This is a genomic window from Agromyces sp. P2_B3 (assembly GCF_056404815.1).
This window is the reverse complement of sequence record NZ_JBFUDH010000001.1, coordinates 177,331-202,093: the sequence shown is the minus strand read 5'-3', so window position 1 is coordinate 202,093 and position 24,763 is coordinate 177,331. Positions and strand designations below refer to the sequence as shown.

At 71.3% G+C, this 24,763-nt stretch carries 23 protein-coding genes; 15 read left to right on the top strand and 8 right to left on the bottom strand.

Annotated features, from left to right (window positions below; genetic code table 11):
* Positions 1–166: 166 nt before the first annotated feature.
* From AC1DZA_RS00945 to AC1DZA_RS00935, 3 genes are all read left to right on the top strand, one after another.
* Positions 167–1,471: a glycosyltransferase gene (locus AC1DZA_RS00945; protein ID WP_476771332.1), complete on the top strand. Its 1,305-nt coding sequence runs from the start codon at positions 167–169 to the stop codon at positions 1,469–1,471.
* Between the two features lie 133 nt (positions 1,472–1,604).
* A complete protein-coding gene (locus AC1DZA_RS00940) occupies positions 1,605–3,326 on the top strand; it encodes an ABC transporter ATP-binding protein (RefSeq protein ID WP_476771331.1) in 1,722 nt (573 codons plus the stop codon).
* Positions 3,323–4,174, top strand: coding sequence for an energy-coupling factor transporter transmembrane component T family protein (locus AC1DZA_RS00935; RefSeq protein ID WP_476771330.1), 852 nt, complete (start codon positions 3,323–3,325; stop codon positions 4,172–4,174). Before AC1DZA_RS00940 ends, AC1DZA_RS00935 begins: the two co-directional genes overlap by 4 nt.
* 267 nt (positions 4,175–4,441) lie before the next feature.
* Here AC1DZA_RS00935 and AC1DZA_RS00930 read toward each other — a convergent pair whose 3' ends face one another.
* Entirely contained in the window at positions 4,442–5,419 is a 978-nt protein-coding gene (locus tag AC1DZA_RS00930) for an FKBP-type peptidyl-prolyl cis-trans isomerase (protein WP_476771329.1), read from the bottom strand.
* A gap of 108 nt (positions 5,420–5,527) precedes the next feature.
* Here AC1DZA_RS00930 and AC1DZA_RS00925 point away from each other — a divergent pair, with 108 nt between their 5' ends.
* Positions 5,528–6,403 (top strand): class I SAM-dependent methyltransferase, encoded by an 876-nt coding sequence (locus AC1DZA_RS00925; RefSeq protein WP_476771328.1) that lies wholly within the window; start codon positions 5,528–5,530, stop codon positions 6,401–6,403.
* A 1-nt stretch (position 6,404) separates the two neighbouring features.
* Here the strand turns inward: AC1DZA_RS00925 and AC1DZA_RS00920 are convergent, their stop codons facing one another.
* Positions 6,405–7,262, bottom strand: a complete 858-nt coding sequence (locus AC1DZA_RS00920) for a sulfurtransferase (protein ID WP_476771327.1) — start codon at positions 7,260–7,262, stop codon at positions 6,405–6,407.
* Positions 7,263–7,422: 160 nt separating this feature from the next.
* Between AC1DZA_RS00920 and AC1DZA_RS00915 the strand changes: the two genes are divergently transcribed.
* The 10 genes from AC1DZA_RS00915 (at position 7,423) to AC1DZA_RS00870 (ending at position 19,322) form a co-directional block, all read left to right on the top strand.
* Entirely contained in the window at positions 7,423–10,461 is a 3,039-nt protein-coding gene (locus tag AC1DZA_RS00915) for a Na+/H+ antiporter subunit A (RefSeq protein WP_476771326.1), read from the top strand.
* Positions 10,458–10,919, top strand: coding sequence for an NADH-quinone oxidoreductase subunit K (locus AC1DZA_RS00910; RefSeq protein ID WP_476761217.1), 462 nt, complete (start codon positions 10,458–10,460; stop codon positions 10,917–10,919). Before AC1DZA_RS00915 ends, AC1DZA_RS00910 begins: the two co-directional genes overlap by 4 nt.
* Positions 10,916–12,508, top strand: a complete 1,593-nt coding sequence (locus AC1DZA_RS00905; protein ID WP_476771325.1) for a Na+/H+ antiporter subunit D — start codon at positions 10,916–10,918, stop codon at positions 12,506–12,508. Before AC1DZA_RS00910 ends, AC1DZA_RS00905 begins: the two co-directional genes overlap by 4 nt.
* A 20-nt stretch (positions 12,509–12,528) precedes the next feature.
* Positions 12,529–13,140, top strand: a complete 612-nt coding sequence (locus AC1DZA_RS00900; protein ID WP_476771324.1) for a Na+/H+ antiporter subunit E — start codon at positions 12,529–12,531, stop codon at positions 13,138–13,140.
* The gene (locus tag AC1DZA_RS00895; RefSeq protein ID WP_309976597.1) at positions 13,137–13,409 is read left to right on the top strand and encodes an MrpF/PhaF family protein; all 273 of its coding nucleotides are present in this window, start codon (positions 13,137–13,139) and stop codon (positions 13,407–13,409) included. The genes AC1DZA_RS00900 and AC1DZA_RS00895 overlap by 4 nt, the downstream gene beginning before the upstream one ends.
* 52 nt (positions 13,410–13,461) lie before the next feature.
* Positions 13,462–13,824 carry a monovalent cation/H(+) antiporter subunit G gene (gene mnhG / locus AC1DZA_RS00890; protein ID WP_476761214.1) on the top strand — a complete coding sequence of 121 codons (363 nt, stop codon included), beginning with the start codon at positions 13,462–13,464 and terminating at the stop codon, positions 13,822–13,824.
* 231 nt (positions 13,825–14,055) lie between these two features.
* Entirely contained in the window at positions 14,056–16,248 is a 2,193-nt protein-coding gene (locus tag AC1DZA_RS00885; protein ID WP_476771323.1) for a hybrid sensor histidine kinase/response regulator, read from the top strand.
* Positions 16,248–16,637 carry a response regulator gene (locus AC1DZA_RS00880; RefSeq protein WP_476771322.1) on the top strand — a complete coding sequence of 130 codons (390 nt, stop codon included), beginning with the start codon at positions 16,248–16,250 and terminating at the stop codon, positions 16,635–16,637. The genes AC1DZA_RS00885 and AC1DZA_RS00880 overlap by 1 nt, the downstream gene beginning before the upstream one ends.
* Positions 16,627–17,763, top strand: a complete 1,137-nt coding sequence (locus AC1DZA_RS00875; protein ID WP_476771321.1) for an adenylate/guanylate cyclase domain-containing protein — start codon at positions 16,627–16,629, stop codon at positions 17,761–17,763. Before AC1DZA_RS00880 ends, AC1DZA_RS00875 begins: the two co-directional genes overlap by 11 nt.
* Positions 17,760–19,322, top strand: a complete 1,563-nt coding sequence (locus tag AC1DZA_RS00870) for a peptide ligase PGM1-related protein (protein ID WP_476771320.1) — start codon at positions 17,760–17,762, stop codon at positions 19,320–19,322. Before AC1DZA_RS00875 ends, AC1DZA_RS00870 begins: the two co-directional genes overlap by 4 nt.
* 48 nt (positions 19,323–19,370) lie before the next feature.
* On the opposite strand, the gene AC1DZA_RS00865 is transcribed toward AC1DZA_RS00870, so the two are convergent.
* Genes AC1DZA_RS00865 through paaA form a run of 6 tightly spaced genes read right to left on the bottom strand, consistent with a single transcriptional unit; the run spans position 19,371 to position 24,137 of the window.
* On the bottom strand, positions 19,371–20,156 hold the full coding sequence (locus AC1DZA_RS00865; protein WP_476761209.1) for an enoyl-CoA hydratase/isomerase family protein: 786 nt from the start codon (positions 20,154–20,156) through the stop codon (positions 19,371–19,373).
* Positions 20,157–20,205: 49 nt separating this feature from the next.
* Positions 20,206–21,417: a 1,2-phenylacetyl-CoA epoxidase subunit PaaE gene (paaE, locus tag AC1DZA_RS00860; RefSeq protein WP_476771319.1), complete on the bottom strand. Its 1,212-nt coding sequence runs from the start codon at positions 21,415–21,417 to the stop codon at positions 20,206–20,208.
* Entirely contained in the window at positions 21,417–21,944 is a 528-nt protein-coding gene (gene paaD, locus AC1DZA_RS00855) for a 1,2-phenylacetyl-CoA epoxidase subunit PaaD (RefSeq protein ID WP_476771628.1), read from the bottom strand. The genes paaE and paaD overlap by 1 nt, the downstream gene beginning before the upstream one ends.
* A 23-nt stretch (positions 21,945–21,967) precedes the next feature.
* Positions 21,968–22,846: a 1,2-phenylacetyl-CoA epoxidase subunit PaaC gene (paaC, locus tag AC1DZA_RS00850; protein ID WP_476771318.1), complete on the bottom strand. Its 879-nt coding sequence runs from the start codon at positions 22,844–22,846 to the stop codon at positions 21,968–21,970.
* Complete coding sequence (gene paaB, locus AC1DZA_RS00845) at positions 22,843–23,148, bottom strand: 1,2-phenylacetyl-CoA epoxidase subunit PaaB (protein WP_159601545.1); 306 nt, start codon at positions 23,146–23,148, stop codon at positions 22,843–22,845. The genes paaC and paaB overlap by 4 nt, the downstream gene beginning before the upstream one ends.
* Positions 23,148–24,137 carry a 1,2-phenylacetyl-CoA epoxidase subunit PaaA gene (paaA, locus tag AC1DZA_RS00840; protein WP_476771317.1) on the bottom strand — a complete coding sequence of 330 codons (990 nt, stop codon included), beginning with the start codon at positions 24,135–24,137 and terminating at the stop codon, positions 23,148–23,150. The genes paaB and paaA overlap by 1 nt, the downstream gene beginning before the upstream one ends.
* 140 nt (positions 24,138–24,277) lie before the next feature.
* On the opposite strand from paaA, the gene paaI reads away from it, so the two are divergent.
* Positions 24,278–24,697 (top strand): hydroxyphenylacetyl-CoA thioesterase PaaI, encoded by a 420-nt coding sequence (paaI, locus tag AC1DZA_RS00835; protein ID WP_159601541.1) that lies wholly within the window; start codon positions 24,278–24,280, stop codon positions 24,695–24,697.
* Positions 24,698–24,763 lie beyond the last annotated feature (66 nt).

The window sequence follows — 24,763 nt, the reverse complement described above, 5'->3', positions numbered from 1 at the left end:
ATTGATACAACCTCTGGGCTGATCTGGGCATTCCCGAGACTGCGCTCCAAAACCTACCGTCTGCTGCGAATCCGCTCGGTGCCAGCCCTGAACTTCGCCCGGGACAGCACCGAACGGGGCCCGAATCGCTTGCCGCGGCATCCGGACGCTCGTAGCTTCGCTGCACATGTCCACCTACCTGCTGTGCGCGAGCCCCATCCAGGGTCACGTCGCGCCCCTGCTCGCCATCGCCCGCGACCTCGTCTCGCGTGGCCACGACATCACCGTGCTCACCGGCTCCCGGTTCCACGACGCGGTCGTCGCGACCGGCGCCGCCCACCGCGCCCTGGGCGGCATCGCCGACCTCGACGACCGCCGCATGGCCGAGCACCTGCCCGACCGGGACCGTCACCGCGGCATCGGCAAGCTCCAGTACGACGTGCAGACCATCTTCGTGAAGACGGTGCCCGACCAGTTCCGCGGGGTCGAGGCCGCCCTGGCGGAGGTCGCTCCCGACGCGATCCTCGTCGACGCCGCGTTCGCGGGCATCCTGCCGCTGCTCCTCGACGATCCGGCGACCCGCCCGCCCGTGCTGGCTGTCGGGGTGGTACCCCTCAGCCAGTCGAGCCCGGATGTCGCGCCCTACGGGCTCGGCCTCGCGCCGATGCCGGGGCGTGTCGGGCGGCTCCGCAACCGCGTGCTGAACGTGCTCGTGCAGCGCGTGCTGTTCCGGGCCACGCAGCGGCTCGCGAACGAGACCATGCGCTCGCTCGGCCGGCCCGACCTCGACGCGTTCGTGCTCGACTTCTCGCGCCGGTTCGACCGGTTCCTGCAGCTCTCGCCCGCCGAGTTCGAGTATCCGCGCAGCGACCTGTCGCCCAACCTGCGCTTCGTCGGCACGGTGCTGCCCCCGGCGCCCGTGGCCGGCGCCCTTCCCGCGTGGTGGGACGAGCTCGACGGCGATCGACCGGTCGTGCACGTGACCCAGGGCACCATCGACAACGCCGACTTCGGCCGCCTCGTGCGTCCCACGCTCGACGCGCTCGACGGCGGCGACGTGCTCGTCGTCGTCGCCACCGGTGGGCGGCCGGTCGAGGAGGTCGGCCCGCTGCCGTCGAACGCGCGCGCCGCCGAGTTCCTGCCCTACGACCTGCTGATGCCGAAGGTCGACGTGTTCGTGACGAACGCCGGGTTCGGCGGCACCCAGTACGCGCTGAGCCACGGCGTGCCGATCGTCGCCGCCGGCGACACCGAGGACAAGCCCGAGGTCTCGACGCGCGTCGAGTGGGCCGGCGTCGGCGTGAACCTGAAGACGGGGACGCCGCCGGCCGCCGAGGTCCGTGCGGGCGTGGAGCGCGTGCTCGGCGACCCCGGATACCGGGAGCGGGCGCGGGCTCTCGCCCGCCGCATCCGGGACATGGACACGTTCGGGATGATCGCGGCGGAGCTCGAGGCGGCGGCAGCGAGAACTGTGGGCACGCGGGTCGGCTGACGCCCCACGGGTCGGTGCGCTCGCCGGCCGCCGATCGACCGTCGGTGCGGCAAGTTAGGCTGTCCTAAGCCGGCATCGTCGGCGATGTCTCCGCTCCGCCGGCCCCCGCCGGCTCCGAACCGGGAGCCGCTCCATGACCGCCCCGCTGCTCGAGCTCGATGCCGTGCGCATCCGGCACGAGGGCACCGCCCGCGCGACGCCCGACGGCGTGTCACTCGACATCCGGGCCGGCGAGGTCGTGCTCGTGCTCGGGCCGTCGGGATGCGGCAAGTCGACGCTCGCCCTCGCGCTCGACGGTCTCGTGCCGCACGCCGTGGCGGCCGAGCTCGAGGGGTCGGTGCGGGTCGGCGGCGCCGACACGCGCGAGCGCACGGTCGCGGAGCTCAGCGAGCACGTCGCCATGGTCTTCCAGGATCCCGACGCCCAGGTCGTGACGGGCACCCTGCTCGACGAGGTCGCGTTCGGCCCCGAGAACCGGCTCGTTCCCGCGGCCGAGGTGCTCGAACGTGCCGAGCGCGCCCTGAAGCTCGTCGGGCTGTGGGACCGCCGGGGCGACAACCCCGACGTGCTGTCGGGCGGCGGCCGGCAGCGACTCGCGATCGCGTGCGCCCTCGCCTTGGCCTCACCGGTGCTCGTGCTCGACGAGCCGACGGCGAACCTCGACCCGGCTGGAATCGACGAGGTGTACGCGGTGCTCCGCGAGCTCGCCGACGACCGCGACCACGCCATCGTGCTGATCGAGCACAACCTCGACGCGGCCGTCGACCTCGTCGACCGGGTGGTCGTGCTCGACGCGGCGGGCCGCCTCGTCATCGACGGAGCCGTGCGCGACGTGCTGCAGGGCCGGGCGGGCGAGCTGCTCGAACTCGGCGTGTGGCTGCCCGTCTCGACCCTCGCGGCCATGCGCCTGCGGTCGGCGGGAGTGGCGATCGATCCGCTTCCGCTCACGCCGTCCGAGCTCGCCGGTGCGCTCGAGGCGATCGACGTCTTGCCCGCACCCATCACGACGCCCGCGACCGCGCTCGCACCCTCTGCCGCACCCGCCATCACGGTGCGCGACGTGTCGGTGCGTCGGGGCGGCCGCCGCGGACCGGTCGTGGTGCACGGGGTCGACCTCGACGTGGCATCCGGCGACTTCCTCGCCATCGTCGGCACGAACGGCGCCGGCAAGACCACCCTGCTGCAGGCGATCGCGGGCGTGGCGCCCCGCACGGGCGGGCTCGTCGACGTGCTCGGCATGGACCCGCAACGGGCCGACGCGCGCGACCGCGCACAGCGCATCGGCTTCGTGTTCCAGAATCCCGAGCACCAGTTCGTGGCCGACACCGTCGCCGGTGAGCTCGACACCGGCCTCCGGTTCCAGGGCGTTCCCGAGGCGGAACGACACGATGAGATCGAGCGGATGCTGCGGCGCTTCGATCTCGTCGAGCACGCCGGCCGGCATCCGTTCCTCCTGTCGGGCGGGCAGAAGCGGCGACTCTCGGTCGGCACGGCCCTCGTCGCCGGAGCCCCCGTGCTCGCCCTCGACGAACCCACCTTCGGCCAGGACCGCGCCCGCGCGACCGAGCTCCTCGACCTGCTCCGCACGCTGAACGGCGAGGGCACGACGGTGCTCGTCGTCACGCACGACCTGCAGCTCGTGGCCGACTACGCGAACCGGGTCGCCGTGATGCAGGACGGCCGTGTGGTCGGCACCGGCACGACCGACGAGGTGCTCGCGGGTCCGCTCATCGAGGAGGCCGGGCTGCGGCATCCGCCCCTCGCACGTGCGATGCGGAGCCTCGTGCGCCATCCCGAGTGGCAGACGGTGACGCGGATGTCGCAGCTCCCCCGCTCGGATCGGGTCGCCCGATGAGCGCCCCGACCGCGCCGGTCACCGCCGCGCGCGACCCGTACGCGGCGGCGCGGCCGGCGCCGCCTGCGCGGTTCCTGCACGGACTGAACCCGATCGCCAAGATCGCCGCGCCCCTCCCGGCGATCATCGGGCTGCTCTTCACGCGAGGCCTCGCGATCCCGCTCGCCTTCGCGGTGCTCGGGCTGGTGCTGCTCCTCGTCGGCGCTCGCCTGTCCGGGCGCGTCGTGGCCGTGCTGCTCATCGCGACGCCGGTGGGCGTGGCGCTGCTCGGGCTGAGCCTCGGGCTGTGGGTGGACCCGGCCCGCGTGGACACCGCCGGCCCCGCGGCATCCGTGGTGCTGATCGAGGTCGGCGACTGGACGTTCACGCTCGGCGCCTACCTGATCGGCGTGGCGACCGCCCTGCGGATCGCCGCGATCCTCATGCTGACGCTCATCGCGGGCCTCACCACGACCGGGCCCGAGCTCGTGCGGGCGCTCGTGCAGAACCTGCGCGTGCCCTACCGGGTCGGATACACCGCGCTCGCGGCCCTGCGGTTCGTGCCGCGGTTCGGACACGAGCTCGAGGTCATCCGTGCCGCGCACCGGGTCCGCGGCGCCGACCGCGGACGCGGTCCGATCGCCGCGCTTCGGCGGGCGACCGGGTACGCGATCCCGCTGCTCGCGAGCGCCATCCGGCATGCCGAGCGGGTGGCGCTCGCGATGGATGCGCGCGCGTTCGGGGCGCATCCGACCCGCACCGAGCGCACGGTCAGCCGGTGGCGGGCACGTGACACCGTGTTCGTCGTGGCGTTCCAGCTCGCGTCGGCGGCGATCTTCGCGGTCGCGCTGGCCGCCGGCGCGCACTGACGCGAGCCCCGCCGCCGCGGCGCCACCGCGCCCCCACGCCTGCGCGCGGCGCTGCTGCGGCATCCGCGTCGCCGAAATGGAGGAAGAACCGGGCAGCCGGCGGTGTGTCGGGACGCCCGAGCCGGCGTGTCGGCTGGTCGTTCCTCCATCTCGGCGAAGAGCACGGCGCCGACGGGGTGGCGAGGACCGGCGCCGACGGGGTGGCGAGGACCGGCGCCGACGACGAAGGGCCCGGGCGATCACTCGCCCGGGCCCTTCGTCGTTCGGCTACTTCGCGTCGGTCGCCGGCGCGGTGTCCTGGATCTCCACGAGGAAGACCAGCGTCTGGCCCGAGAGCGGTGATTGCTCTGAAGCGGGCTCAGTGCCGTAGGCGTACTGCGGCGGGATGGTGACGATCAGCTTGGTGCCGACCTTCTGTCCCACGAGTGCTGCGCCGAAACCAGGGATCACTCCGTCGGTGGTGAACGTCGCAGCCTCGCCGCGCTCGTAGCTGCTATCGAAGACGTCGCCCGTCTCCCAGCTGGTGCCGAGGTACTGAACGGTGACACTGTCACCTTCCTCAACAACATCCCCGTCGCCCTCTTCGAGCACCTTCAACTGCAACTCAGTCGGCGGCGGGGTTGCCGGGAGGGTGACGGTGGGCATTTCGCCCTCGGCCGCGAACTTGACTTCCGGCACATTCTCCGTCCACGAAGAGGGCTTCAACGGCTTGGCAATCTCGACGACATCCATGACGATCACCAGGTTGTCACCAGGAGCGATCCCCACGCTTTCATTGCCGTCCTCGCCGTAGACGGTCGCCGCGGGTGCAACTGTCACTGTTCGCGAGCCCACAGCGACGCAATCGAAGCCCGCTGCAAATCCCTCAAGCATCGGCGAACCAACCGCAATACTTGCCTGATCTGAGAATGCCTGCTCCCCCGTAGTGCCAGAGTACGCAGTCACGACGACGTTGACTTTGTCGCCCTTCTTCGTGGTCTCGCCATCGCCCTCGATGACGACCGTGCGCTCGAGCTCGTCGGCCTCGAGCGGCGTGGTGAAGGTGGCGGTCGGCGACGTGCCGAAGTCACCCTCGACCGTCACGCCGTCGCTGAGGTCGCCCGACGACAGGTCCATGCATTCGGCCGCCTCGGCGGTCGGCGTCTTGGAGGCTTCGGGGCTGGTGCTGCCTGCACAGCCCGCGAGGAGCAGGGCGGCGGCGGAGACCAGCGCGACAGGCGCGGCGCGGCGCAGGGCACGGTTCATGTGAAGATGCTCGTTTCGATTTGGGAACACGAAGGTCCAAGTCTGCCCGTTCCACATCTCGATTGCCTGAATCTGCGATTTGCACCAGATCAGGGCGACAATGGGCAGATGGGGGACACGACGACCGTACCCGATTTCGCTGAGGAGTCCGCCGATGCGGTGGATTCGTCGGCGGAACTCGATGGGGTGCTCTGGGATCCGATCTCGACCGCGGCGGTCTCGCGCTCGCATCCACGCTTCGACGAACGCGTGCTCGACGCGTACTGCGGCGACGGGGCGTCGGCCCTGCCCACCGCGGAGCTCGTCGGCATCGGCGGCCTCGTCGACGCGGTCGATGACGACGAGTCGCGCGTCGCGCTGGCTCGCGAGCGAGCGGGCGAGCGGATGCCGCAGCTGCGGCTGCACGTCGACGACGTCGCCGCGTGGGAGCCGACCGGCTACGACGTCGTGCAGTGCGTGCTGGGCCTGGAACGGTTCGCCGAGCTCGACGCGGGCATGCGGCACCTGATCGAGCGGGCACGTCCCGGCGGGCGGGTGGCGATCACCGCGTGGGCGAAGGGCGCCCTCGAGCCGCTGCCGGGGCTGCTCGCGGCTGCGCTGTCCGAGGAGCACGGCGCCGACGCGGGCGATCACGACGACGACGAAACGGACGACCACACCGGAGACCCCGGCGACCACGACACCGGCGACGACAACGACGACCACGCCACCGCGATCCCCGACACCGCGGGCACCCTCGCGCACCGGCTCACCGAGCTCGGGCTCGTCGGGGTCCGCGCCGACGCGGTGCAGCGCCACGTCGACCTCACGCCCGACTTGGCGTGGAGGCTCGTGCAGGGCACCGGCATGCGCGCCATGCTCTCCGGCCTCGACGAGGCGGCGCAGGCAGACGTGCGCGAGCGGTTCCTCGCGGGCATCGTCGAGCACGACGTGCAGCGTGTCGACCTGGCGACGTTGATCGCGGTGGGTCACCGCCCCGAGTGACTCAGCCGGGTTCGGCGCCGGTCGCGACGGGCCGCTCGTCCTGGTTCGACCACTGGCTCCACGAGCCGGCGTAGAGCGCGGCGTCGATGCCGGCCAGCGCGAGCGCCGCGACCTCGTGCGCGGCGGTGACGCCCGAGCCGCAGTAGGCCGCGGCGGGGGTGCCGGCCGTGATCCCGACCTCGGCGAAGCGTGCGCGCAGCAGCTCGGGCGGCAGGAATCGCCCGTCGGCGTCGAGGTTGCCGGCGGTCGGCAGCGACCGCGCGCCGGGGACGTGGCCGGCCCGCGGATCGATCGGCTCGACCTCGCCGCGGTAGCGCTCGGCAGCCCGGGCGTCGAGCAGCACGCCGTTCGCGGGGAACTCCGCGGCTCCGTCGGCGTCGATCACCGGCATCGCGCCGAAGTGCGCGGTGGCGTCGCCCCGTTCGGGCACGTCGTCACCGGTGGCGAGCGGATGCCCCGCCGCGACCCAGGCGGCGAGGCCGCCGTCGAGCATCCGCACGTCGGCGAAGCCCGCGTGCCGCAGCAGCCACCAGGCGCGAGCGGCCGACTGGTTGCCGAGGTCGTCCATGACCACGGCGGTGTCGCCGTCGTGGAGGCCCCAGCGCCGCATCGCCGCGGTGAACGAGTCCTCCGACGGCAGCGGATGCCGCCCCTCCCCGATCGCGTCGTGGTCGGCGAGCTCGTGGTCGAGGTCGACGTAGACGGCGCCGGGAACGTGCGCGGCGCGGAACGCCGGGCGCCCGTCGGGCACCGCGAGGCTCCACCGCACGTCGAGCACCACGGTGCGGGAGGCGGAGTGCCCGTCGCGCTCCTCCTCGAGACGGTGGGCGAGCTCGTCGGCGGAGATGAGGATCGGCATGCCTCCATCCTGCCCGGGTCACGACCCCCGTCCGCTATGTCCCGCTCGCGGCATCCGTCAACCCTCTCGATTCCGCTCTCGGCATACGACTCGCCCCGGACGTCGCGGAACCCCCTCGGTAGACTTACAGGACGGAACGGTGCGAGCGCGAGGAGTGTGGATGATCGCCTGCCTCGCTGCGTTCGCGGCCGTCGCGTTGCTGACGCCGCTCGCCGCGAGGCTGCTCGGGCGCCGGGTCTTCGCGGTCATCGCGCTGGTGCCGGCCTCCGTGTTCGTGCTGCTGCTCACCTGGCTCCCGGGCGTGCTCGCGGGCGACCCGGTGGTCGAGTTCGTGCCCTGGGTGCCACAGCTCGACCTGGCCCTCTCGTTCCGACTCGACGCGCTCGCACTGCTGCTCGCGCTCATCGTCACCGGCGTCGGGGCACTGGTGCTCCTCTACTGCACGCACTACTTCGCCGACGACGAGCCGGCCCTCGGGCGGTTCGCCGGGCTGCTGCTTGCCTTCGCGGGCGTGATGCTCGGCCTCGTCACCGCCGACGACGTGTTCCTCCTCTTCATCTTCTGGGAGGCGACGAGCGTGCTCTCGTACCTCCTGATCGGGCACTACACCGGCCGAAAGGAGAGCCGCGGCGCGGCGTTGCAGGCGCTCACCGTGACCACGTTCGGCGGCCTCGCCATGCTCGTGGGGCTCGTCGTGCTCGTGGCCGCCGCAGGGACGAGCTCGCTGTCCGAGCTCGTCGCGCATCCCGTCACGGGCACGGCCGGGGAATGGGCGATCGCGCTCGTGCTCGTCGGAGCGATCTCGAAGAGCGCGCTGGTGCCCTTCCACTTCTGGCTGCCCGCCGCGATGGCCGCGCCCACGCCCGTGTCGGCCTACCTCCACGCCGCCGCCATGGTGAAGGCGGGCGTCTACCTCGTCGCCCGACTGGCCCCCGGCTACGCCGACCTCGAGGTGTGGCATCCGATCGTCATCGTGCTCGGCGTGCTCACGATGCTGGTGGGCGGATGGCGCGCCCTGCGCCAGTACGACCTGAAGCTGCTGCTCGCCTACGGCACCGTCAGCCAGCTCGGCTTCCTCGTGCTCGTGACCGGGTTCGGCACCCGCGACGCCGCGCTCGCGGGCGTCGCGCTGCTGCTCGCGCACGCGCTGTTCAAGGCCTCGCTCTTCCTCGTGGTGGGCATCGTCGACCACTCGGCCGGCACCCGCGACTGGCGCAAGCTCTCAGCGCTCGGGCGACGGATGCCGGTGATCGCGACCATCGCGATCGTCGCCGCCGCCTCCATGGCGGGCCTCCCGCCACTGCTCGGCTTCGTCGCGAAGGAGGCCGTCTTCACGGCGTTCCTCGAGGCCGTCGCCGCCTCGGAGCCGTGGGCGTGGATCGCCCTCGTGGGCGCGTTCCTCGGCTCGGTGCTCACCGTGGCCTACTCGGTGCGGTTCGTGTGGGGCGCGTTCTTCACCCGCGAGGGCCTCGACCCCACGCCGCTGCACGCACCGAGCCGGGCGATCGGCATCGCGCCGGGCATCCTCTCGGCCGCGAGCATCGTGCTCGCGTTCGCGATCGGGTTCATCGAACCGCTGCTCACCGCCTACGCCGACGAGCTGCCGGGCTCCGAGGCCTACCACCTCGCACTCTGGCACGGCCTCGAGCCGGCGCTGTACCTCTCGCTGGTGGTCTTCGCGCTCGGCGGCCTGCTCGTGTGGGAGCGCCGTCGGGTCGCACGCCTGCAGGCGGCGGTCTCCCCGGTGGTCGACTCGGCCCGGGGCTACCTCGGCATCGTGTCGGTCGTCGACCGGGTCGCGGCATCCGTCACGACCGCCATCCAGCACCGCGGGCTGCCCGGCTACCTCGCGATCATCATCACGGTGTTCATCGGCGGCCTCGGCGCCGCGTCGATCATGAACACCACGTGGCCCGACGAGCTGCGGCCCTGGGACTACCCGTCGCAGCCGTTCCTCGCCTTCGTGATGGCGATCGCCGCCGTCGCCGCGGCCACCGTGCGCCAGCGCATGACCGCGGTGCTGCTCGTCAGCGTCACGGGCTACGGGCTCGTGCTGCTGTTCGGCATGGCCGGCGCGCCAGACCTCGCGCTCACGCAGGCCTTGGTCGAGACCATCGTCGTCGTGGTCTTCGTGCTCGTGCTGCGCCGGCTGCCGAAGCAGATCGCCCAGCGCAACCCGCCCGTGCACAAGCTGGCGCGCGGCATCATCGGCGCGCTCGCGGGCATCGTGATGGGCATCGTCGGACTCATCGCACTCGGCGCGCGCATCCAGCCCACGATCGCCGGCGGCCTGCCGGCCCTCGCCCTCGAGGCGCACGGCAAGAACATCGTGAACGTCATGCTCGTCGACATCCGGGCCTGGGACACGCTCGGCGAGATCTCGGTGCTCGTCGCGGTGGCCACCGGCGTCGCGAGCCTCATCTTCGTGTCGGGCCGCACGGGCGGAGCGCCGCGCCTCGACGACCTCGACGACGACGTGACGCCCGTGAACCGCCGCGAGCGCCTGCAGCCCGTCCCCGAGCCCGCCTCGAGCATCCGCGCGCCCCGCACGAGCCTCGCCGACACCGACGGCGAGACGGATGCCGCAGCCGACGCGGCCTCGACCCGGCAGACGTGGCTCCTCGCGGGGCGCACCCTCTCGCCGCGCAACCGCTCGATCCTCATCGAGGTGCTCGTGCGCCTGCTCTTCCACCCGGCGATCATCGTGTCGGTCTACCTCCTCTTCGTCGGCCACAACGCACCGGGCGGCGGCTTCGCCGGCGGCCTGCTCGCCGGCCTCGCGCTCGTCGCGCGCTACCTCGCCGGCGGGCGGTACGAGCTCGGCGAGGCGGCCCCGGTCGACGCCGGCCGGCTGCTCGGCACGGGCCTGCTGCTCGCGGCCGGCACCGCGACGGCGTCGCTGTTCTTCGGCGGCATCCCGCTCGAGTCGGCGTGGTTCGAGGCCGAGGTGCCGGTGCTCGGCACCCTCTCGATCGGCACCTCCACGCTCTTCGACCTCGGCGTCTACCTCGTCGTCGTCGGGCTCGTGCTCGACATCCTCCGCTCGCTCGGCGGCGAGGTCGACCGGCAGGAGGAGCTCGCGGGCGACGAGGGCGAGGAGGGCGGCGACCTGGACTCGGGCGGCCGCGACGCGGCATCCGGCATCGACGCCGTCGAGCAGGGCGAGGGTCCCGAGCTCGCCGAGGAGCTGGCCCGATGACCGCATCGCTCACCCTCGTCGTGCTCATGGCCGTGCTGTTCGGCGCCGGCATCTCGATCATGCTCGAGCGCAGCCTCACGCGGGTGCTCATCGGCTTCCTGCTCGTCGGCAATGCCGTGAACATCCTCATCTTCCTGATGAGCGGCGCCCCGGGCCTCGCGCCGATCCTCGGCGAGGGGGTCGATCCCGACGAGATCTCCGACCCGCTGCCTCAGGCGTTCGTGCTCACGGCCATCGTCATCAACCTCGGCATCACCGCGTTCATGCTCGCGCTCATCTACCGGTCGTGGTGGCTGGCCCGACTCGGGGAGAAGGGTGATCTCGTCGACGACGTCTCGGAGGACATCGAGGACGCCGAGCAGGCCGCCGACCTCATCAGGTCGTCGGCCGCCGACGACCGCGCGATCCAGGACCTCATCGACGCCAGCGACGAGGAGCCCGAGGAGGTGCCCCGATGACCGCGACCGGCGTGCTCGTTCCGCTCGTCGTGCTGCTGCCGCTGCTCGGCGCCGCGACGGCGCTCATCCTCGGACGCCACCGGCGCGCGCAGATGGCGGTGAGCGCCACGGTGCTCGCGAGCGTCGCGGTGATCGCGGCGCTGCTGCTCGTGGCCGTCGACGCCGGCGAACCCACCGTGGTGGCGATCGGCGGCTGGGAACCGCCGTTCGGCATCGTGCTCGTCGTCGACCGGCTCTCGGCGATCATGCTGCTCATCTCGGCCATCGTGCTGCTCGTGGTGCTCGTGTACGCCGTCGGGCAGGGCGTCGCCGACCGGCATCGCGAGACCCCGGTGTCGATCTTCCACCCCAGCTACCTGGTCCTGTCGGCCGGCGTGTTCGACGCGTTCGTCGCCGGCGACCTGTTCAACCTCTACGTCGCGTTCGAGATCCTCCTGTCGGCCAGCTACGTGCTGCTGACCCTCGGCGGCACGGGCGAGCGCATCCGCGCCGGCGTCACGTACATCATCGTGAGCCTCGTCTCGTCGCTGTTCTTCCTCAGCGCGATCGCCCTGATCTACGGCGCGACCGGCACGGCGAACATGGCCCAGCTCTCGGTGCGCATCGCGGAGCTGCCCGAGAACGTGCAGCTCATCCTGCACCTGCTGCTGCTCATCGCGTTCGGCATCAAGGCGGCCATCTTCCCGCTGTCGTTCTGGCTGCCCGACTCGTATCCGACCGCTCCGGCTCCGGTCACCGCCGTGTTCGCCGGCCTGCTCACCAAGGTGGGGGTGTACGCGATCATCCGCACCGAGACCGTCATCTTCGCCGACAACGACCTGACGGTGCTGCTGCTGGTGGTCGGGGGACTCACGATGCTCATCGGCATCCTCGGCGCGCTCACCCAGGCCGACGTGAAGCGCCTGCTCTCGTTCACCCTCGTGAGCCACATCGGCTACATGATCTTCGGCATCGGAGTCGGCACCCAGCTCGGCTACTCGTCGACCATCTACTACGTGGTGCACCACATCACCGTGCAGACGACGCTGTTCCTCACGACGGGGCTCATCGAGCGGTTCGGCGGCGCCACATCCATCAACCGGCTCGCGGGGCTGCTGAAGGCGTCGCCGTACCTCGCCATCCTGTTCTTCATCCCGGCCCTGAACCTCGGCGGCATCCCGCCGTTCTCGGGCTTCCTCGGCAAGATCGGCCTGTTCCTGGCGGGCGCCGACGATGCGAATGCGACGGATGCCGCAGGGCCGGCCTGGCTCGTCTGGGCGGTGATCGCCGCCGGCGCGATCACCTCGCTCATCACCCTCTACGCCCTGACGCGCTTCTGGAACATGGCGTTCTGGCGCGGACGCGACGAGCTCGAGGGCTATGAATCGGTGCTGCTCGGGTCGGTGCAGGAGGCGCCCGAGGGGGCGACCGTCACCGCGACCCGCACGACGCCCGTGCTCATGGTCGCGGCGACGACCGCGCTCGTCGTGGTGACCCTGCTGCTCACCGTGTTCGCCGGACCCATCTTCGAGTTCACCGATCGGGCGGCGGCGAACCTCATCGACCCCGACGTGTACGTGTCGCTCGTGTTCCCGGGAGGCATCCGATGAGCCCGCGGCACGAGACGTCCGTGTCACGGTGGGGCTCGGTGTGGCGGCAGCTGCCCCTGCTCGTCGGTCTCGTGGCGCTGTGGCTGTTCCTGTGGGACCACATCGATGCGCTCACGATCGTCACGGGCGTCCTCCTCGCGATCGGCGTCACGCGCGTGCTCTACCTGCCGCCGGTGCTGCTCAGCGGGCGGTTCAACCCGTGGCGGGGGCTGCTGCTCGGCCTCCGGATGATGTTCGACGTCGTCGTCGCCTCGCTGCAGGTGGCGTTCCTCGCCGTGAACCCGCGCTGGCAGCCGATCAGCTCGATCATCGCGGTGCAGCTGCTCACGCGCTCCGACCTCGTGACGACGCTCACCGCCGAGGCGATCTCGGTGGTCCCCGGCACGGTCGTCGTCGACATCGACCGGGAGCGCGGGCTGCTCTACCTGCATGCCCTCGACACGCGCACCCACGCCGACATCGACCGGGTGCGGAACGCCGTGCTGGGCACCGAGGAGCGGATCGTGCTCGCCATCGGCACGCGAGCGCAGGCGGCATCCGTCCGCGAGGCGCGACGCGACCGCCGGGCAGCATCGGGGCAGCGCACCGCATCAGCGCCCGGCACCGCATCCCAGAAGGAGGAATCACGATGACCTTCCTCACCGTCGTCAGCGTCGCCGCCGGCATCATGTTCGGCATCGGCGCCCTCGCCGCGGTCTACCGGATCATCCGCGGGCCCTCGATCCTCGACCGCGCACTGGCCACCGACGTGCTGCTCGCCATCGCGATCTGCGCGCTCGGCGCCGAGATGGCGGTCAACAAGCACACCGACACGCTCGTGGTCATGCTCGTGCTGGCGATGTTCGCGGTCGTCGGTTCGATCTCGATCGCCCGGTTCATGGCGAAGCAGGATGCCTCGTGAGCGCCGCCGAGATCGCGGCTGTCGCGCCGCGCGCTGAGTCCGGGAGGCTTCGATGAGCGCCGCCGAGATCGCGGTCGGGCTGCTGATCCTGGTCAGCGGTTTCCTGTCGATGGCCGCGGGCATCGGCATCGTGCGGTTCCCCGACGTGCTGACCCGGCTGCACGCCGCGACCAAGCCGCAGGTGCTCGGCCTCGCCGCAGTGCTCGTCGCGATCGTGCTGCAGGTGCCGACGTGGGGCGTGCTGACCACGGCCGTGCTCGTGATGACGTTCCAGTTGCTCACCCAGCCGATGACGGCGCACATGCTCGGACGGTCGGCGTACCGCAGCGACCACGTGCGCTTCGACCTGCTCATCGAGGACGACCTCGGACACGACATCGAGGAGCACGACCAGGAGGAGGGCGCGGCACGCTGAGCCGGCCCCGGCATGCTGCGCCCGTCCCAGGACCGACCGCGGTCTCGGCGGCGTGCGTCCCCTGACCGTTGCGGGCGGCGCACGCCGCGAGGATGATGTGGGCTGACATCGCGGTCGCGCGAAGGTCTCGAAAGGGAGGCCGCCATCAGCGAGCGAGCACACCCGATCAGCCCGGAGGCGTTCCAGAGCCTCCAGCGGGACTACAGCGACGCCACCGAGCAGTTCGCCGCGATGAACGAGGTCCTCACCGCACTCGGCCGATCCTCGGCGGACCCCGATGCGGTGCTCGACACCGTGGTCGAGAGCGCACGGCGGTTGTGCCGAAGCGCCGCCGCCGCGATCTACCTCATCGAGGACGACCATTTCGTGCTCTCCTCCTCGGTCGGGCTCACGAGCGAGTTCGTGAGCTACATCGAGGCGAACCCCATGAAGCTGGACCGACGCACGCTCGTGGGCCGGGTGACCGAGGATCGCACGATGAGCCAGGTGGCCGACGTGCTCGTCGACCCCGAGTACGGGCGCCAGGACCTCCAGGAGATCGGCAGGTTCCGCACGCTCATCTCAGCGCCGATGCTGCTGGACGACGACGTCGTCGGCGCGCTCTCGCTGTTCCGCACCCACGTCGACCCGTTCGACGAACGGGCCATGGCCCTGCTCGAGGCGTTCGCCGCCCAGGCCGCGGTCGTCGTGCGCAACGTGCACCTCGTCCGCGCACTCGAGGAGCGCGGGCAGGAGCTCGCGCGACGGGTCGCGCAGCTCGAGGCGCTCAGCGAGGTCGGCGGCGTGGTGAGCTCGAGCCTGGTGCTCGACGAGGTGCTCTCGAACATCATCATGAACGCCGTGCGCTTCTCGGGCTGCGACGGCGGCTCGATCATGGAGTACGTCGAGGGGGACCGCAGCTTCTCGGTGCGAAGCGCCTACGCGACCAGCGCCGCACTCCTCGACCGGCTGCGCGGCATCCGAGTGGATCTCGACACGACCCTCGTCGGCCGCGCGGCACTCGAGGGGCATCCGCTGGCCGTCGCCGACCTCGACACGGTCGAACTCGACCCGCACCTGGAGCTCCTGCACGGCGACGGCTGGCGGTCGGTGCTCGCCGTGCCGGTGCTGCGGGGCGACCGGATCATCGGTGCGCTCGTCGTGCGCCGCAAGACCCCCGGCGGCTTCTCGCACGAGACCGTCGAATTCCTCGAGACGTTCGCGAGCCAGTCCGCGCTCGCCGTGTGGAACGCACGGCTGTTCCGCGAGCTCGAGACGAAGACGGCCGAGCTCGAGGTGGTGAGCCAGCACAAGTCCGAGTTCCTCGCGAGCATGTCGCACGAGCTCCGCACGCCGCTGAACGCCGTGATCGGCTTCTCCGAGGTGCTCCTGGAGCGGATGTTCGGCGAGCTCAACGAGCGGCAGGACGAGTACCTCCACGACATCCTCAGCTCCGGGCGGCACCTCCTCCAGCTGCTCAACGACATCCTGGACCTCTCGAAGGTGGAGGCGGGCCGGATGGAACTCGCCAACTCGACGTTCTCGGTGCGGGCGGTCCTCGAGTACGGCATCTCCATGGTGCGCGAGCGGGCCGCGCTGCATGGCATCACGATCACGCTCGAGGTCGATCCGACCATCGACGGGATCGTCTCCGACGAGCTCAGGCTGAAACAGGTGCTGCTCAACCTGCTGAGCAACGCCGTGAAGTTCACCGGCGACGGAGGGCATATCGCCGTGGCCGCCCGGCGCGTCGACGAGGACCTGGCGGTCACGGTGACGGACGACGGCGCCGGCATCCCGGCCGAGGACCGGGAACGCATCTTCGAGTCGTTCCAGCAGGGCCGCCGGGGAGCACAGCATGAGGAGGGCACCGGCCTCGGGCTCACGCTCTGCCGGCGCATCGTCTCGCTGCTGGGGGGACGGATGTGGCTGGAGTCGGAAATCGGCGTCGGCAGCAGCTTCGGGTTCACCGTGCCGATGCGCGGCCCCGCGCCCGAGCCTCCGCCGGCGCCGGCCGATGAGACGCACCTGCCCGTCGTCGTGGTCATCGATGACGACCGCGCGTCGCTCGACCTGATGACGGCGTACCTCGACGGCCTCGGCGTGCAGGTCGTGCACGCGCGCGACGGCGAGGAGGGGCTCGAACTCATCCACGCGCTCGGGCCCGCGGCGGTGGTGCTCGACATCCGGATGCCGGGACTCGACGGCTGGCAGGTGCTGACCCGGGTCCGCGAGGACGAGGCCACCAGTGCGGTGCCGGTGATCATCGTGTCGATCCTCGACGAGCGGTCGCGCGGCCTGACCCTCGGCGCCGCGGACTACCTGGTGAAGCCCGTCGGCCGGGAGGAGCTCGTCGGGGCCCTGCGCCGGGTGGGTGCCGTGCACGCGGGATCGCTGTCGGCGGCGAGCGCGCCCGTCGCGGCCCGACCGGAGGAGGCGCCCTGATGCCCGGCCGCCGCATCCTCGTCGTGGAGGACAACGCGCTCAACCTGAAGCTCGTCCGGGACGTGCTCACCGCATCGGGGTACGAGGTGGTCGAGGCGCAGACGGGCGAGGAGGGCGTCGCCCTCGCGGCGAGCTGCGATCCCGATCTCGTGCTGATGGACCTGCAGCTCCCGGGGATCGACGGCTACGAGGCACTCCACCTGCTCCGGCAGGACCCGCGCCTGGGCGACGTCCCGGTTGTCGCGGTCACGGCCTTCGCCATGCGCGAGGACCGAGAGCGCACGGCCCGAGAGGGCTTCGACGGGTACCTCGACAAGCCGATCAGCGTCCGGGCGCTCCCCGGTCAGGTGGACGACTTCCTGAACAACGGGCACGGCGATGGCCGTTGACGAGATCACCCTGCTCGCGGTGGACGACCTGCCGCAGAACCTCCGGCTCCTCGACGCGATCCTGAGCCCGCGCGGGTACCGCATGGTCACGGCGACCTCCGGGGAGGAGGCGCTCGCACTGCTCCCCTCGTCGGGTGCCGACCTCGTCCTCCTCGACATCGTGATGCCAGGCATCGACGGCTACGAGGTGTGCCGCCGCATCCGCAGCACGGCCGGGTTCGAGTTCCTCCCCGTGATCATGATCACGGCGAGCGGCGACCAGGAGAAGGTGCGGGCGATCGAGGCAGGCGCCGACGACTTCGTGACGAAGCCGCTGAACCAGGGCGAGCTGCTCGCCCGCGTCGCGTCGCTCGCTCGGGTCAAGCGATACCAGGACACGATCGAGCGGCAGGCCGCCGAGCTCGCCGCATGGAACACCGAGCTCGCGGCCCGCGTCGACGCGCAGGTGGCCGAGCTGCAGCGCGTCAATCGACTCCGACGCTTCCTGTCGCCCCAGCTGGTCGACCTCGTGATCGACTCGGGCGATGAGGGATTCCTCGGCAGTCACCGTCGCGAGATCGTGGTCGTCTTCTGCGATCTCCGCGGGTTCACCCGGTTCGCCGAGTCGAGCGAGCCGGAGGAGGTCATGGGCGTGCTCGCCGAGTACCACACGGCCCTCGGCGAGCTGATCTACCGCTTCGAGGGAACCCTGGAACGCTTCACGGGCGACGGCCTGATGGTGTTCTTCAACGATCCGCTGCCCTGCGACGACCCGGCCGGGCGGGCGGTCACGATGGCCGTGGCGATGCGCGACCGGGTCGGCGAGCTCGCCGAGGGGTGGACCAGGCAGGGCCACGACCTCGGGTTCGGCATCGGCATCGCCCAGGGCTTCGCCACGCTCGGCCGCATCGGCTTCGAAGGTCGCTTCGACTATGCGGCCATCGGCAGCGTGACGAACCTCGCCGCACGCCTGTGCGGTGAGGCCGGACCCTGGCAGATCCTCGTGGCTCCTCGCGTGCACTCCGCCACCGAGGGCCTGGCGTCCGGCGAACCGGTGGGCGAACTGGACCTGAAGGGCTTCAGCCGGCCGGTGCGGGCTTTCGCGGTCACCGGGATCGACGAGACGAAGGCCGAGGTGGCGACATGAGCGCGACGGAGACGCTTGCCGATCTCGACGACGAGGCCCGTGGCATCCGGTTCTCGAGGCTGCAGCAACGGATGCGGTCGGTCTGGGAGGCGATGAACCTCGATGTCGACGACGAGTCGGTCGTGATCATCCCGTCCGTGCCGGTGAGCCGCACGGTCGCGGGCAGCGGCAGCATGACGCAGGCGTTCGAGGAGCGGTTCCTCTTCCTCCTCCTGCTGCTGCGCCAGCCCCGGCTCCGGATGGTCTACGTGACCTCGATGCCCGTCGATCCGCGGATCATCGAGTACTACCTGGCGCTGCTGCCGGGCGTCATCCCGAGCCACGCGCTCGCCCGGCTCACCATGCTGTCGGTGGGTGACGCGTCGCCGCGGTCGCTCAGCCGCAAGGTGCTGGAGCGCCCGAGGCTGCTGGCGAAGATCGCCGCGCTCATCCCCAACCGCGCGCACAGCCACCTCGTGCCGTACAACACGACCGAGCTCGAACGGGACATCGCCCTGACGCTCGGGATCCCGATGTACGGAGCCGACCCGCGCCTGGCCGGTCTCGGCAGCAAGACCGGCTGCCGCAGGCTCTTCGCCGAGGTCGGCGTGAACCATCCGCTTGGGGCGGAGGACCTGCACGGCATCGGCGAGGTCGTCGATGCGCTCGACGAGCTTCTGGTCGTGAAGCCCGGCATGGGCGAGGTCATCGTGAAGCTCAACGAGGGCGTCTCGGGCTCGGGCAATGCCTTGGTCGACCTTCGTGGCGTCGCAGAACGGCCGACCTCCGAGCGGCGTGAGGCGATCGCGGAACGCGTGCGGGCGATGCAGCTGGAGGCGCCGGACACGCCGTTCGAGGTGTACGAGTCAGCGCTCGAGGCCGACGGCGGCATCGTCGAGGAGCGCATCGTCGGCGAGGAGCTCCTGAGCCCGAGCGTGCAGCTGCGGGCCCTTCCCGGCGGCACGGTGGAGCTGCTCTCCACGCACGACCAACTGCTCGGGGGTGTCACCGGGCAGAGCTACCTCGGCTGCGTCTTCCCCGCCGACCCCGCGTACTCACGGCTGATCAGCGAACCGGCCATGGCCATCGGCGAGCGACTGGCCGCCGAGGGCGTGCTCGGGCGCTTCGCCGTCGACTTCGTCGTGGTTCGGGATGCCGCGGGCGACTGGACGGCGCACGCGATCGAGATCAACCTGCGCAAGGGCGGCACGACGCATCCGTTCCTGACCCTGCAGTTCCTGACCGACGGGCGGTACGACGCCGAATCGGGGCGCTTCCTGACCCCGGAGGGCGTCGAGAAGCACCTGGTCGCGACCGACCACCTGGACGCCGATGAGCTCAAGGCGCTCTCGGTGGGCGACCTGTTCGACGTCATCGCGAGGAGCGGCTTGCACTACGACCAGTCGAGGCAGGCCGGCATCGTGTTCCACATGATCAGCGCGATCACGGAGCACGGCCGGGTCGGCATGACGGCAGTCGCCGACACCGCCGAGCAGGCGATGGAGCTCTACGAACGCGCCCGGCGGGTGCTGCTCGAGGAAGCGGCGTCCGCCGGCGAGCTCGCCCCGCTGCCCGAGTAGCCCGGGGGCGGGCATGGACGATTCGAGATCGCGCCGGCCTGCGACCGCTCAGCCGCGGCCGTTGAACGCCGGCCTGCGCTTCTGCTGGAACGCCGCGAACCCCTCGCGGTAGTCGGCCGTGTCGCACAGCGCCGCCTGCGCCCGGTTCTCCTGGTCCATCGACTGCCAGAGCCCGAGGCGGTCGTCGCGGAGTGCGGCGACCAGCGCCTTCGAGGCGATGAACGCCTGGGTGGCCCCGGATGCCGCGGCCCGGGCCGCCACGCGGGTGGCATCCGTCACCTCGTCGGCCGGGAACACCTGGGAGAACAGTCCACAGGTCACGGCCTCGGTGCCCGACATGAGCCGGCCGGTGACGATGAGGTCCATGGTCTTGTGGGCGCCGAGGCGCTCCACGAAGAGGGCGTGGCCGCCTGAGTCGAGGGTCGCGCCGAGGTTCGCGAACGGCGAGCCGATCTTCGCCGTGTCGGCGACGTAGACGATGTCGCTCGCGATGAGCAGTCCGAGTCCGACGCCGAGGCAGGCGCCGTGCGCCACGGCGAACGTGGGCACCGGCAGCGACGCCATGCGCTCGAGGAGCGGCTGCACCCGGCCGCCGAGGTAGCCCAGCACGTCGTCGTCGCGCGGGTCGACTCCCGAGATGTCGCGGCCGGCGCAGAACGCCCGGCCCTCGCCGCGCAGGACGAGCGCGCGCACGTCGCCGGCTGCGGCCAGCCGTTCGGCCTCGCCGTAGGCGTCCGAGAGTTCGGCGAGCGCCGCCGCGTCGAGCGCGTTGAGCTTCTCGGGGGCGTTCAGCACGACCTCGGCGACGCCGTCGGCCACGGTGAGTTCGATCATTGGGCTCCGTTCAGCGGGTCGCCGTCGACCCGCTCGCAGGCTACCCGCGTCAGACGTCGTAGTCGACGACGACGCGGTCGGACTTCGGATGCGACTGGCAGGTGAGCACGTAGCCGCGCTCGAGCTCGTCGGGTTCGAGCGCGTAGTTCTCGGTCATGTTCACGCTGCCCTCGACGACCCGCGCGCGGCAGGTGCCGCACACGCCGCCCGCGCAGGCGAACGGCACGTCGGGCCGCACGCGGAGCGCCGCGTTGAGGATCGACTCGTTCGCGGACACCGGGCTCTCCACGGTCGTCGACTGGCCGTCGAGCGTGAACTCGATCGCGACGGTCTGCTCGCCCTGCTGCACCTCGACGGGTCGGCCGTGGCGCGGCTCGACGCGGTCGGCGTCGGTCGTGAAGAGCTCGTAGCGCACGTGCTCGACCGGCACGCCCTTGCCGGCGAGGGTGTCACGGGCGAGCTGCACGAGTTCGAACGGGCCGCAGAGGAACCACTCGTCGACCGTCTCGGGACGGATGAGCACGTCGAGCATCTGATCGAGCTTCGACGCGTCGATGCGGCCCGAGAGCAGCGGTGCCGTGCGCTGCTCGCGCGAGAGCACGTGATGCAGCGCGAGGCGCGACGGGTAGCGGTCCTTCAGCTCGGCCAGCTCCTCGAGGAACATCACGTCGAGGGTCGACCGGTTCGTGTAGACGAGCTCGAACTCCGACGTCGCCGACCGCGAGAGCACCGTGTGCGCGAGCGCCATGAGGGGCGTGATGCCGCTGCCCGCGGCGATGCCCACGACGTGCTTGCCGTCGAGGGCGTCGAGCGTCGAGGTGAACGTGCCCTGCGGGCTCATCACGTCGAGCGTGTCGCCGGCCTTCAGTTCGGAGTTCGCCCACGTCGAGAAGACACCGCCGAGATCGCGCTTGATCGCGATCGAGAGGCTGCCGCGCTCGGGCGGGCGACAGATCGAGTAGCTGCGGCGGCGCTCGTGTCCATCGAGCTCGGCGCGCAGGGCGACGTACTGGCCGGGCAGGTAGGTGTAGTCATCGGCGAGCTCGTCGGGCACCGCGAACGTGACCTCCACGGCGTCGGCCGTGAGCGGCCGCACCTCGGCGACCTCCAACGTGTGGAAGCGGGCGCGGTGCCGCTTCGGCTGGTGCTCGCCACCGACTGTCGAGGAGAGGAACGCCGACGCCACCGCGGCATCCGCAGAACCGGCCACCGCGCGCGCGTCGGTGCGGGTCGTCATCGACCCGAGGTTGCGGGCCGCCATCAGAGCACCTTGAAGTAGTCGAAGGGCTCGAGGCAGTCGCGGCACTCGTAGAGCGCCTTGCACGACGTCGAGCCGAAGCGGGCGAGCTCCCGGGTGTTCAGCGAGTCGCAGCGGGGGCACTTCACCGCGAGCTGCAGCCGCACCGGGCCCGACCCGCGCGCCGGCGCGTTGCCGGTCGGCGCCTGGATGCCGTAGCGGCGGAGCTTCTGCTTGCCCGCCTCGCTCATCCAGTCGGTGGTCCACGCGGGCGCCAGCACGAGCTCGACGCGCACGTCGGCGTAGCCGGCATGCGTGAGGGCGAGCAGCACGTCGTCGCGCATGGCCTCCATGGCGGGGCATCCGCTGTACGTGGGGGTCAGCTGCACCCGCACAACGTCGTCGTCGCCGACCTCCACCGAGCGCAGCACGCCGAGGTCCTCGATGGTGAGCACCGGGATCTCGGGGTCGGTCACGGTCGCGGCGACGTCCCACGCGCGACGGGCGGCCGGGTCGTCGGGCAGCGGCCGGGCGACGGATGCCTCGCGCACGGCGCCACCTGCGACGGCCGCGCTCACCACGATGCCCCCGGGTGCTGGCGGGCCAGCACCTGCATCTCGGCGAGCAGCGGCCCGAGGTGCTCGGTGTGGCTGCCGCGACGTCCGCCGCCGGACGCCACGAACGCGGTGCGCCCCGTGGGCGGCTCCAGCTCGGCCTCGGCCATCACCGCGTCGATCACGGCGTCGAAGGTAGGTCGCAGCGACGACGGCAGCACCGCCACGCCCTCGGCAGCGAGCCGCTCGACGAGCTCGTCGTCGACGAACAGCTCGTCGATGTAGGGCCACGTGTCGGCGATCGCGACGCTCATGCGACGACGCGACTCCTCGGTGCCGCCGGCGAGCCGGAGCGTCCACTGGGTGGCGTGGTCGCGGTGGTAGTCGACCTCCTTGACGGCCTTGGCCGCGATCGCCGCGAGCGTCGGGTCGGTCGACTCGGCGAGCGCGGCGTAGAGCTCGACCAGGTAGGTGGCGGCCACGAGCTGCCGCGCGATCGTGTGCGCGAAGTCTCCGTTGGGCTGCTCGAAGAGCCAGGCGTTGCGCCACTCGGGCTCGTCGCGCCAGTACGCGAGGTCGTCCTCGCTGCGACCCGACGCGGTGCCCGCGTAGTGCAGGAGCGAGCGCGCATGCCCGATGAGGTCGAGGCCGATGTTGCCGAGGGCCACGTCCTCCTCGAGCTCGGGGGCGCGGGCGATCCACATGCCCAGCTGCTGGGCGAGCACGAGGGCGTCGTCGCCCAGCCGGAGCGCGTACTCCGCGGCATCCGCCGACGCCGTCGCACCCGTGCCGGTGATGCCGGCGCCCGCGAGCTCCTCGGCGAGCTCGACCTCGTCGACCGAGACCTGGCCGTGCACGTCGAGGTCCGCGCCGTGCGGGTCGAAGTCGGTGCCGCTCACAGGTGCTTCACCCCTTCGCTCTTCACGTAGTAGCGCGCGTGCCGGTAGTTCTTGCCGGCCGGGCTCTCGAAGAAGGCGCCCTTCGCGTCGGGGTCGCTCGTGGTGATCGCGTCGGCGGGCACCACCCAGATCGACACGCCCTCGTTGCGGCGCGTGTAGACGTCGCGGGCGTTGCGCACCGCCATGTCGGGGTCGGGGGCGTGCAGCGAGCCCACGTGCACGTGCGACAGGCCGCGGTTCGCGCGCACGAAGACCTCCCAGAGGGGCCAGGCCTCGGTTCCCATCTCACCGGGGGTCGACATCAGGCCACCGCCCCGGATGCCGCGAGCGCACGCTCGGCCTGCTTGCGCGCGTACTCGTGCGCGGCCTCGCGCACCCAGGCGCCCTCCTCGTGGGCCTCACGGCGACGGCGCAGGCGCTCGGCGTTCGCGGGACCGCGGCCGGCGAGCACCTCGTTGAACTCGGTCCAGTCGATCTCGCTCATGTCGTACTCGCCGGTCTCCTCGTTGAACCTGAGCTCGGGGTCGGGAAGCGTCACGCCGAGCACCTCGGCCTGCGGCACGAGCATGCCGACGAAGCGCTGGCGCAGCTCGTCGTTCGAGAAGCGCTTGATGTTCCACGCCATCGACTGGGCGGAGTTCGGCGACTGGTCGTCGGGCGGCCCGAACATCATGAGCGACGGCCAGTACCAGCGGTTCACGGCGTCCTGTGCCATCTCGCGCTGCGCGGGCGTGCCCTGCATCAGCTCGAGCAGGATCTCGAAACCCTGCCGCTGGTGGAACGACTCCTCCTTGCAGATGCGCACCATCGCCCGGCCGTAGGGGCCGTACGACGCCCGGCACAGCGGCACCTGGTTGCAGATCGCGGCGCCGTCGACGAGCCAGCCGATCGCGCCCATGTCGGCCCAGGTGGGCGTCGTGTAGTTGAAGATCGACGAGTAGCGCGCCTTCCCCTCGATGAGCTGCTGCATCATCTCCTCGCGCGAGATGCCGAGCGTCTGGGCGGCGGAGTAGAGGTAGAGCCCGTGGCCCGCCTCGTCCTGCACCTTGGCCATGAGGATCGCCTTGCGCTTGAGGCTCGGCGCGCGCGTGATCCAGTTGGACTCGGGCTGCATGCCGATGATCTCGGAGTGCGCGTGCTGGCTGATCTGGCGGATCAGCGTCTTGCGGTACGCGTCGGGCATCCAGTCGCGCGGCTCGATGCGCGAGTCCTTCGCGATGAGGTCGTCGAACTGCTCCTCCTCGGGGGAGAGCTCTCGTTCGACCACGCTGAGGTCAGCGGGAGAGGTCATCGTCGACTCCTGAGTCTTCGCGGCATCCGGACCCGCATCTGCTGCTGCGGCATCCGGTATTACTAACCGATCGTTCAGTTAGTATATAGTCAAGTCGAGCGCCGCAGCAACGGCGCCGGGAACTCGACGAGGAGCCTCGAATGACGGATGCCGCGACCGACGTCACCACCGCGAATCGCGCCATGATGCAGCGCGACCTCGCCTCGGCCGCCCTCGGCATGGTCGTCGAACGCGACGAACCGGGTCTCGCGGTCGTGTCGATGCGCGTGCGCGACGACATGACGAACGGCTTCCGCATCACCCACGGCGGGCTCGTCTTCACCCTGGCCGACACGGCCTTCGCGATCGCCTGCAACGAGGACGACACCGTCACCGTCGCGGCGGGCGCCGACATCACCTTCCTGAAGTCCACCGTCGCGGGGCAGACCCTCACCGCGACCGCTGTCCGCCGCACCCGGTCGGGCCGCACCGGACTCTACGACGTGTCGGTCGTCGACGAGCACGGCGACGCGGTCGCCGAGTTCCGCGGCCGGTCCATCTCCACGAACCGCACCATCTGACCACCCGGCCGCGCGCGGCCGCAAGCCTTCGGAGCCCCACGTGTCGACGACGACCATCTCCCCCAC

Coding starts and splice junctions, on each gene's coding strand:
- AC1DZA_RS00945 (WP_476771332.1), top strand. CDS start 167: ATGTCCACCTACCTGCTGTGCGCGAGCCCCATCCAGGGTCACGTCGCG.
- AC1DZA_RS00940 (WP_476771331.1), top strand. CDS start 1,605: ATGACCGCCCCGCTGCTCGAGCTCGATGCCGTGCGCATCCGGCACGAG.
- AC1DZA_RS00935 (WP_476771330.1), top strand. CDS start 3,323: ATGAGCGCCCCGACCGCGCCGGTCACCGCCGCGCGCGACCCGTACGCG.
- AC1DZA_RS00930 (WP_476771329.1), bottom strand. CDS start 5,419: ATGAACCGTGCCCTGCGCCGCGCCGCGCCTGTCGCGCTGGTCTCCGCC.
- AC1DZA_RS00925 (WP_476771328.1), top strand. CDS start 5,528: ATGGGGGACACGACGACCGTACCCGATTTCGCTGAGGAGTCCGCCGAT.
- AC1DZA_RS00920 (WP_476771327.1), bottom strand. CDS start 7,262: ATGCCGATCCTCATCTCCGCCGACGAGCTCGCCCACCGTCTCGAGGAG.
- AC1DZA_RS00915 (WP_476771326.1), top strand. CDS start 7,423: ATGATCGCCTGCCTCGCTGCGTTCGCGGCCGTCGCGTTGCTGACGCCG.
- AC1DZA_RS00910 (WP_476761217.1), top strand. CDS start 10,458: ATGACCGCATCGCTCACCCTCGTCGTGCTCATGGCCGTGCTGTTCGGC.
- AC1DZA_RS00905 (WP_476771325.1), top strand. CDS start 10,916: ATGACCGCGACCGGCGTGCTCGTTCCGCTCGTCGTGCTGCTGCCGCTG.
- AC1DZA_RS00895 (WP_309976597.1), top strand. CDS start 13,137: ATGACCTTCCTCACCGTCGTCAGCGTCGCCGCCGGCATCATGTTCGGC.
- mnhG (WP_476761214.1), top strand. CDS start 13,462: ATGAGCGCCGCCGAGATCGCGGTCGGGCTGCTGATCCTGGTCAGCGGT.
- AC1DZA_RS00885 (WP_476771323.1), top strand. CDS start 14,056: ATGAACGAGGTCCTCACCGCACTCGGCCGATCCTCGGCGGACCCCGAT.
- AC1DZA_RS00880 (WP_476771322.1), top strand. CDS start 16,248: ATGCCCGGCCGCCGCATCCTCGTCGTGGAGGACAACGCGCTCAACCTG.
- AC1DZA_RS00875 (WP_476771321.1), top strand. CDS start 16,627: ATGGCCGTTGACGAGATCACCCTGCTCGCGGTGGACGACCTGCCGCAG.
- AC1DZA_RS00870 (WP_476771320.1), top strand. CDS start 17,760: ATGAGCGCGACGGAGACGCTTGCCGATCTCGACGACGAGGCCCGTGGC.
- AC1DZA_RS00865 (WP_476761209.1), bottom strand. CDS start 20,156: ATGATCGAACTCACCGTGGCCGACGGCGTCGCCGAGGTCGTGCTGAAC.
- paaE (WP_476771319.1), bottom strand. CDS start 21,417: ATGGCGGCCCGCAACCTCGGGTCGATGACGACCCGCACCGACGCGCGC.
- paaB (WP_159601545.1), bottom strand. CDS start 23,148: ATGTCGACCCCCGGTGAGATGGGAACCGAGGCCTGGCCCCTCTGGGAG.
- paaA (WP_476771317.1), bottom strand. CDS start 24,137: ATGACCTCTCCCGCTGACCTCAGCGTGGTCGAACGAGAGCTCTCCCCC.
- paaI (WP_159601541.1), top strand. CDS start 24,278: ATGACGGATGCCGCGACCGACGTCACCACCGCGAATCGCGCCATGATG.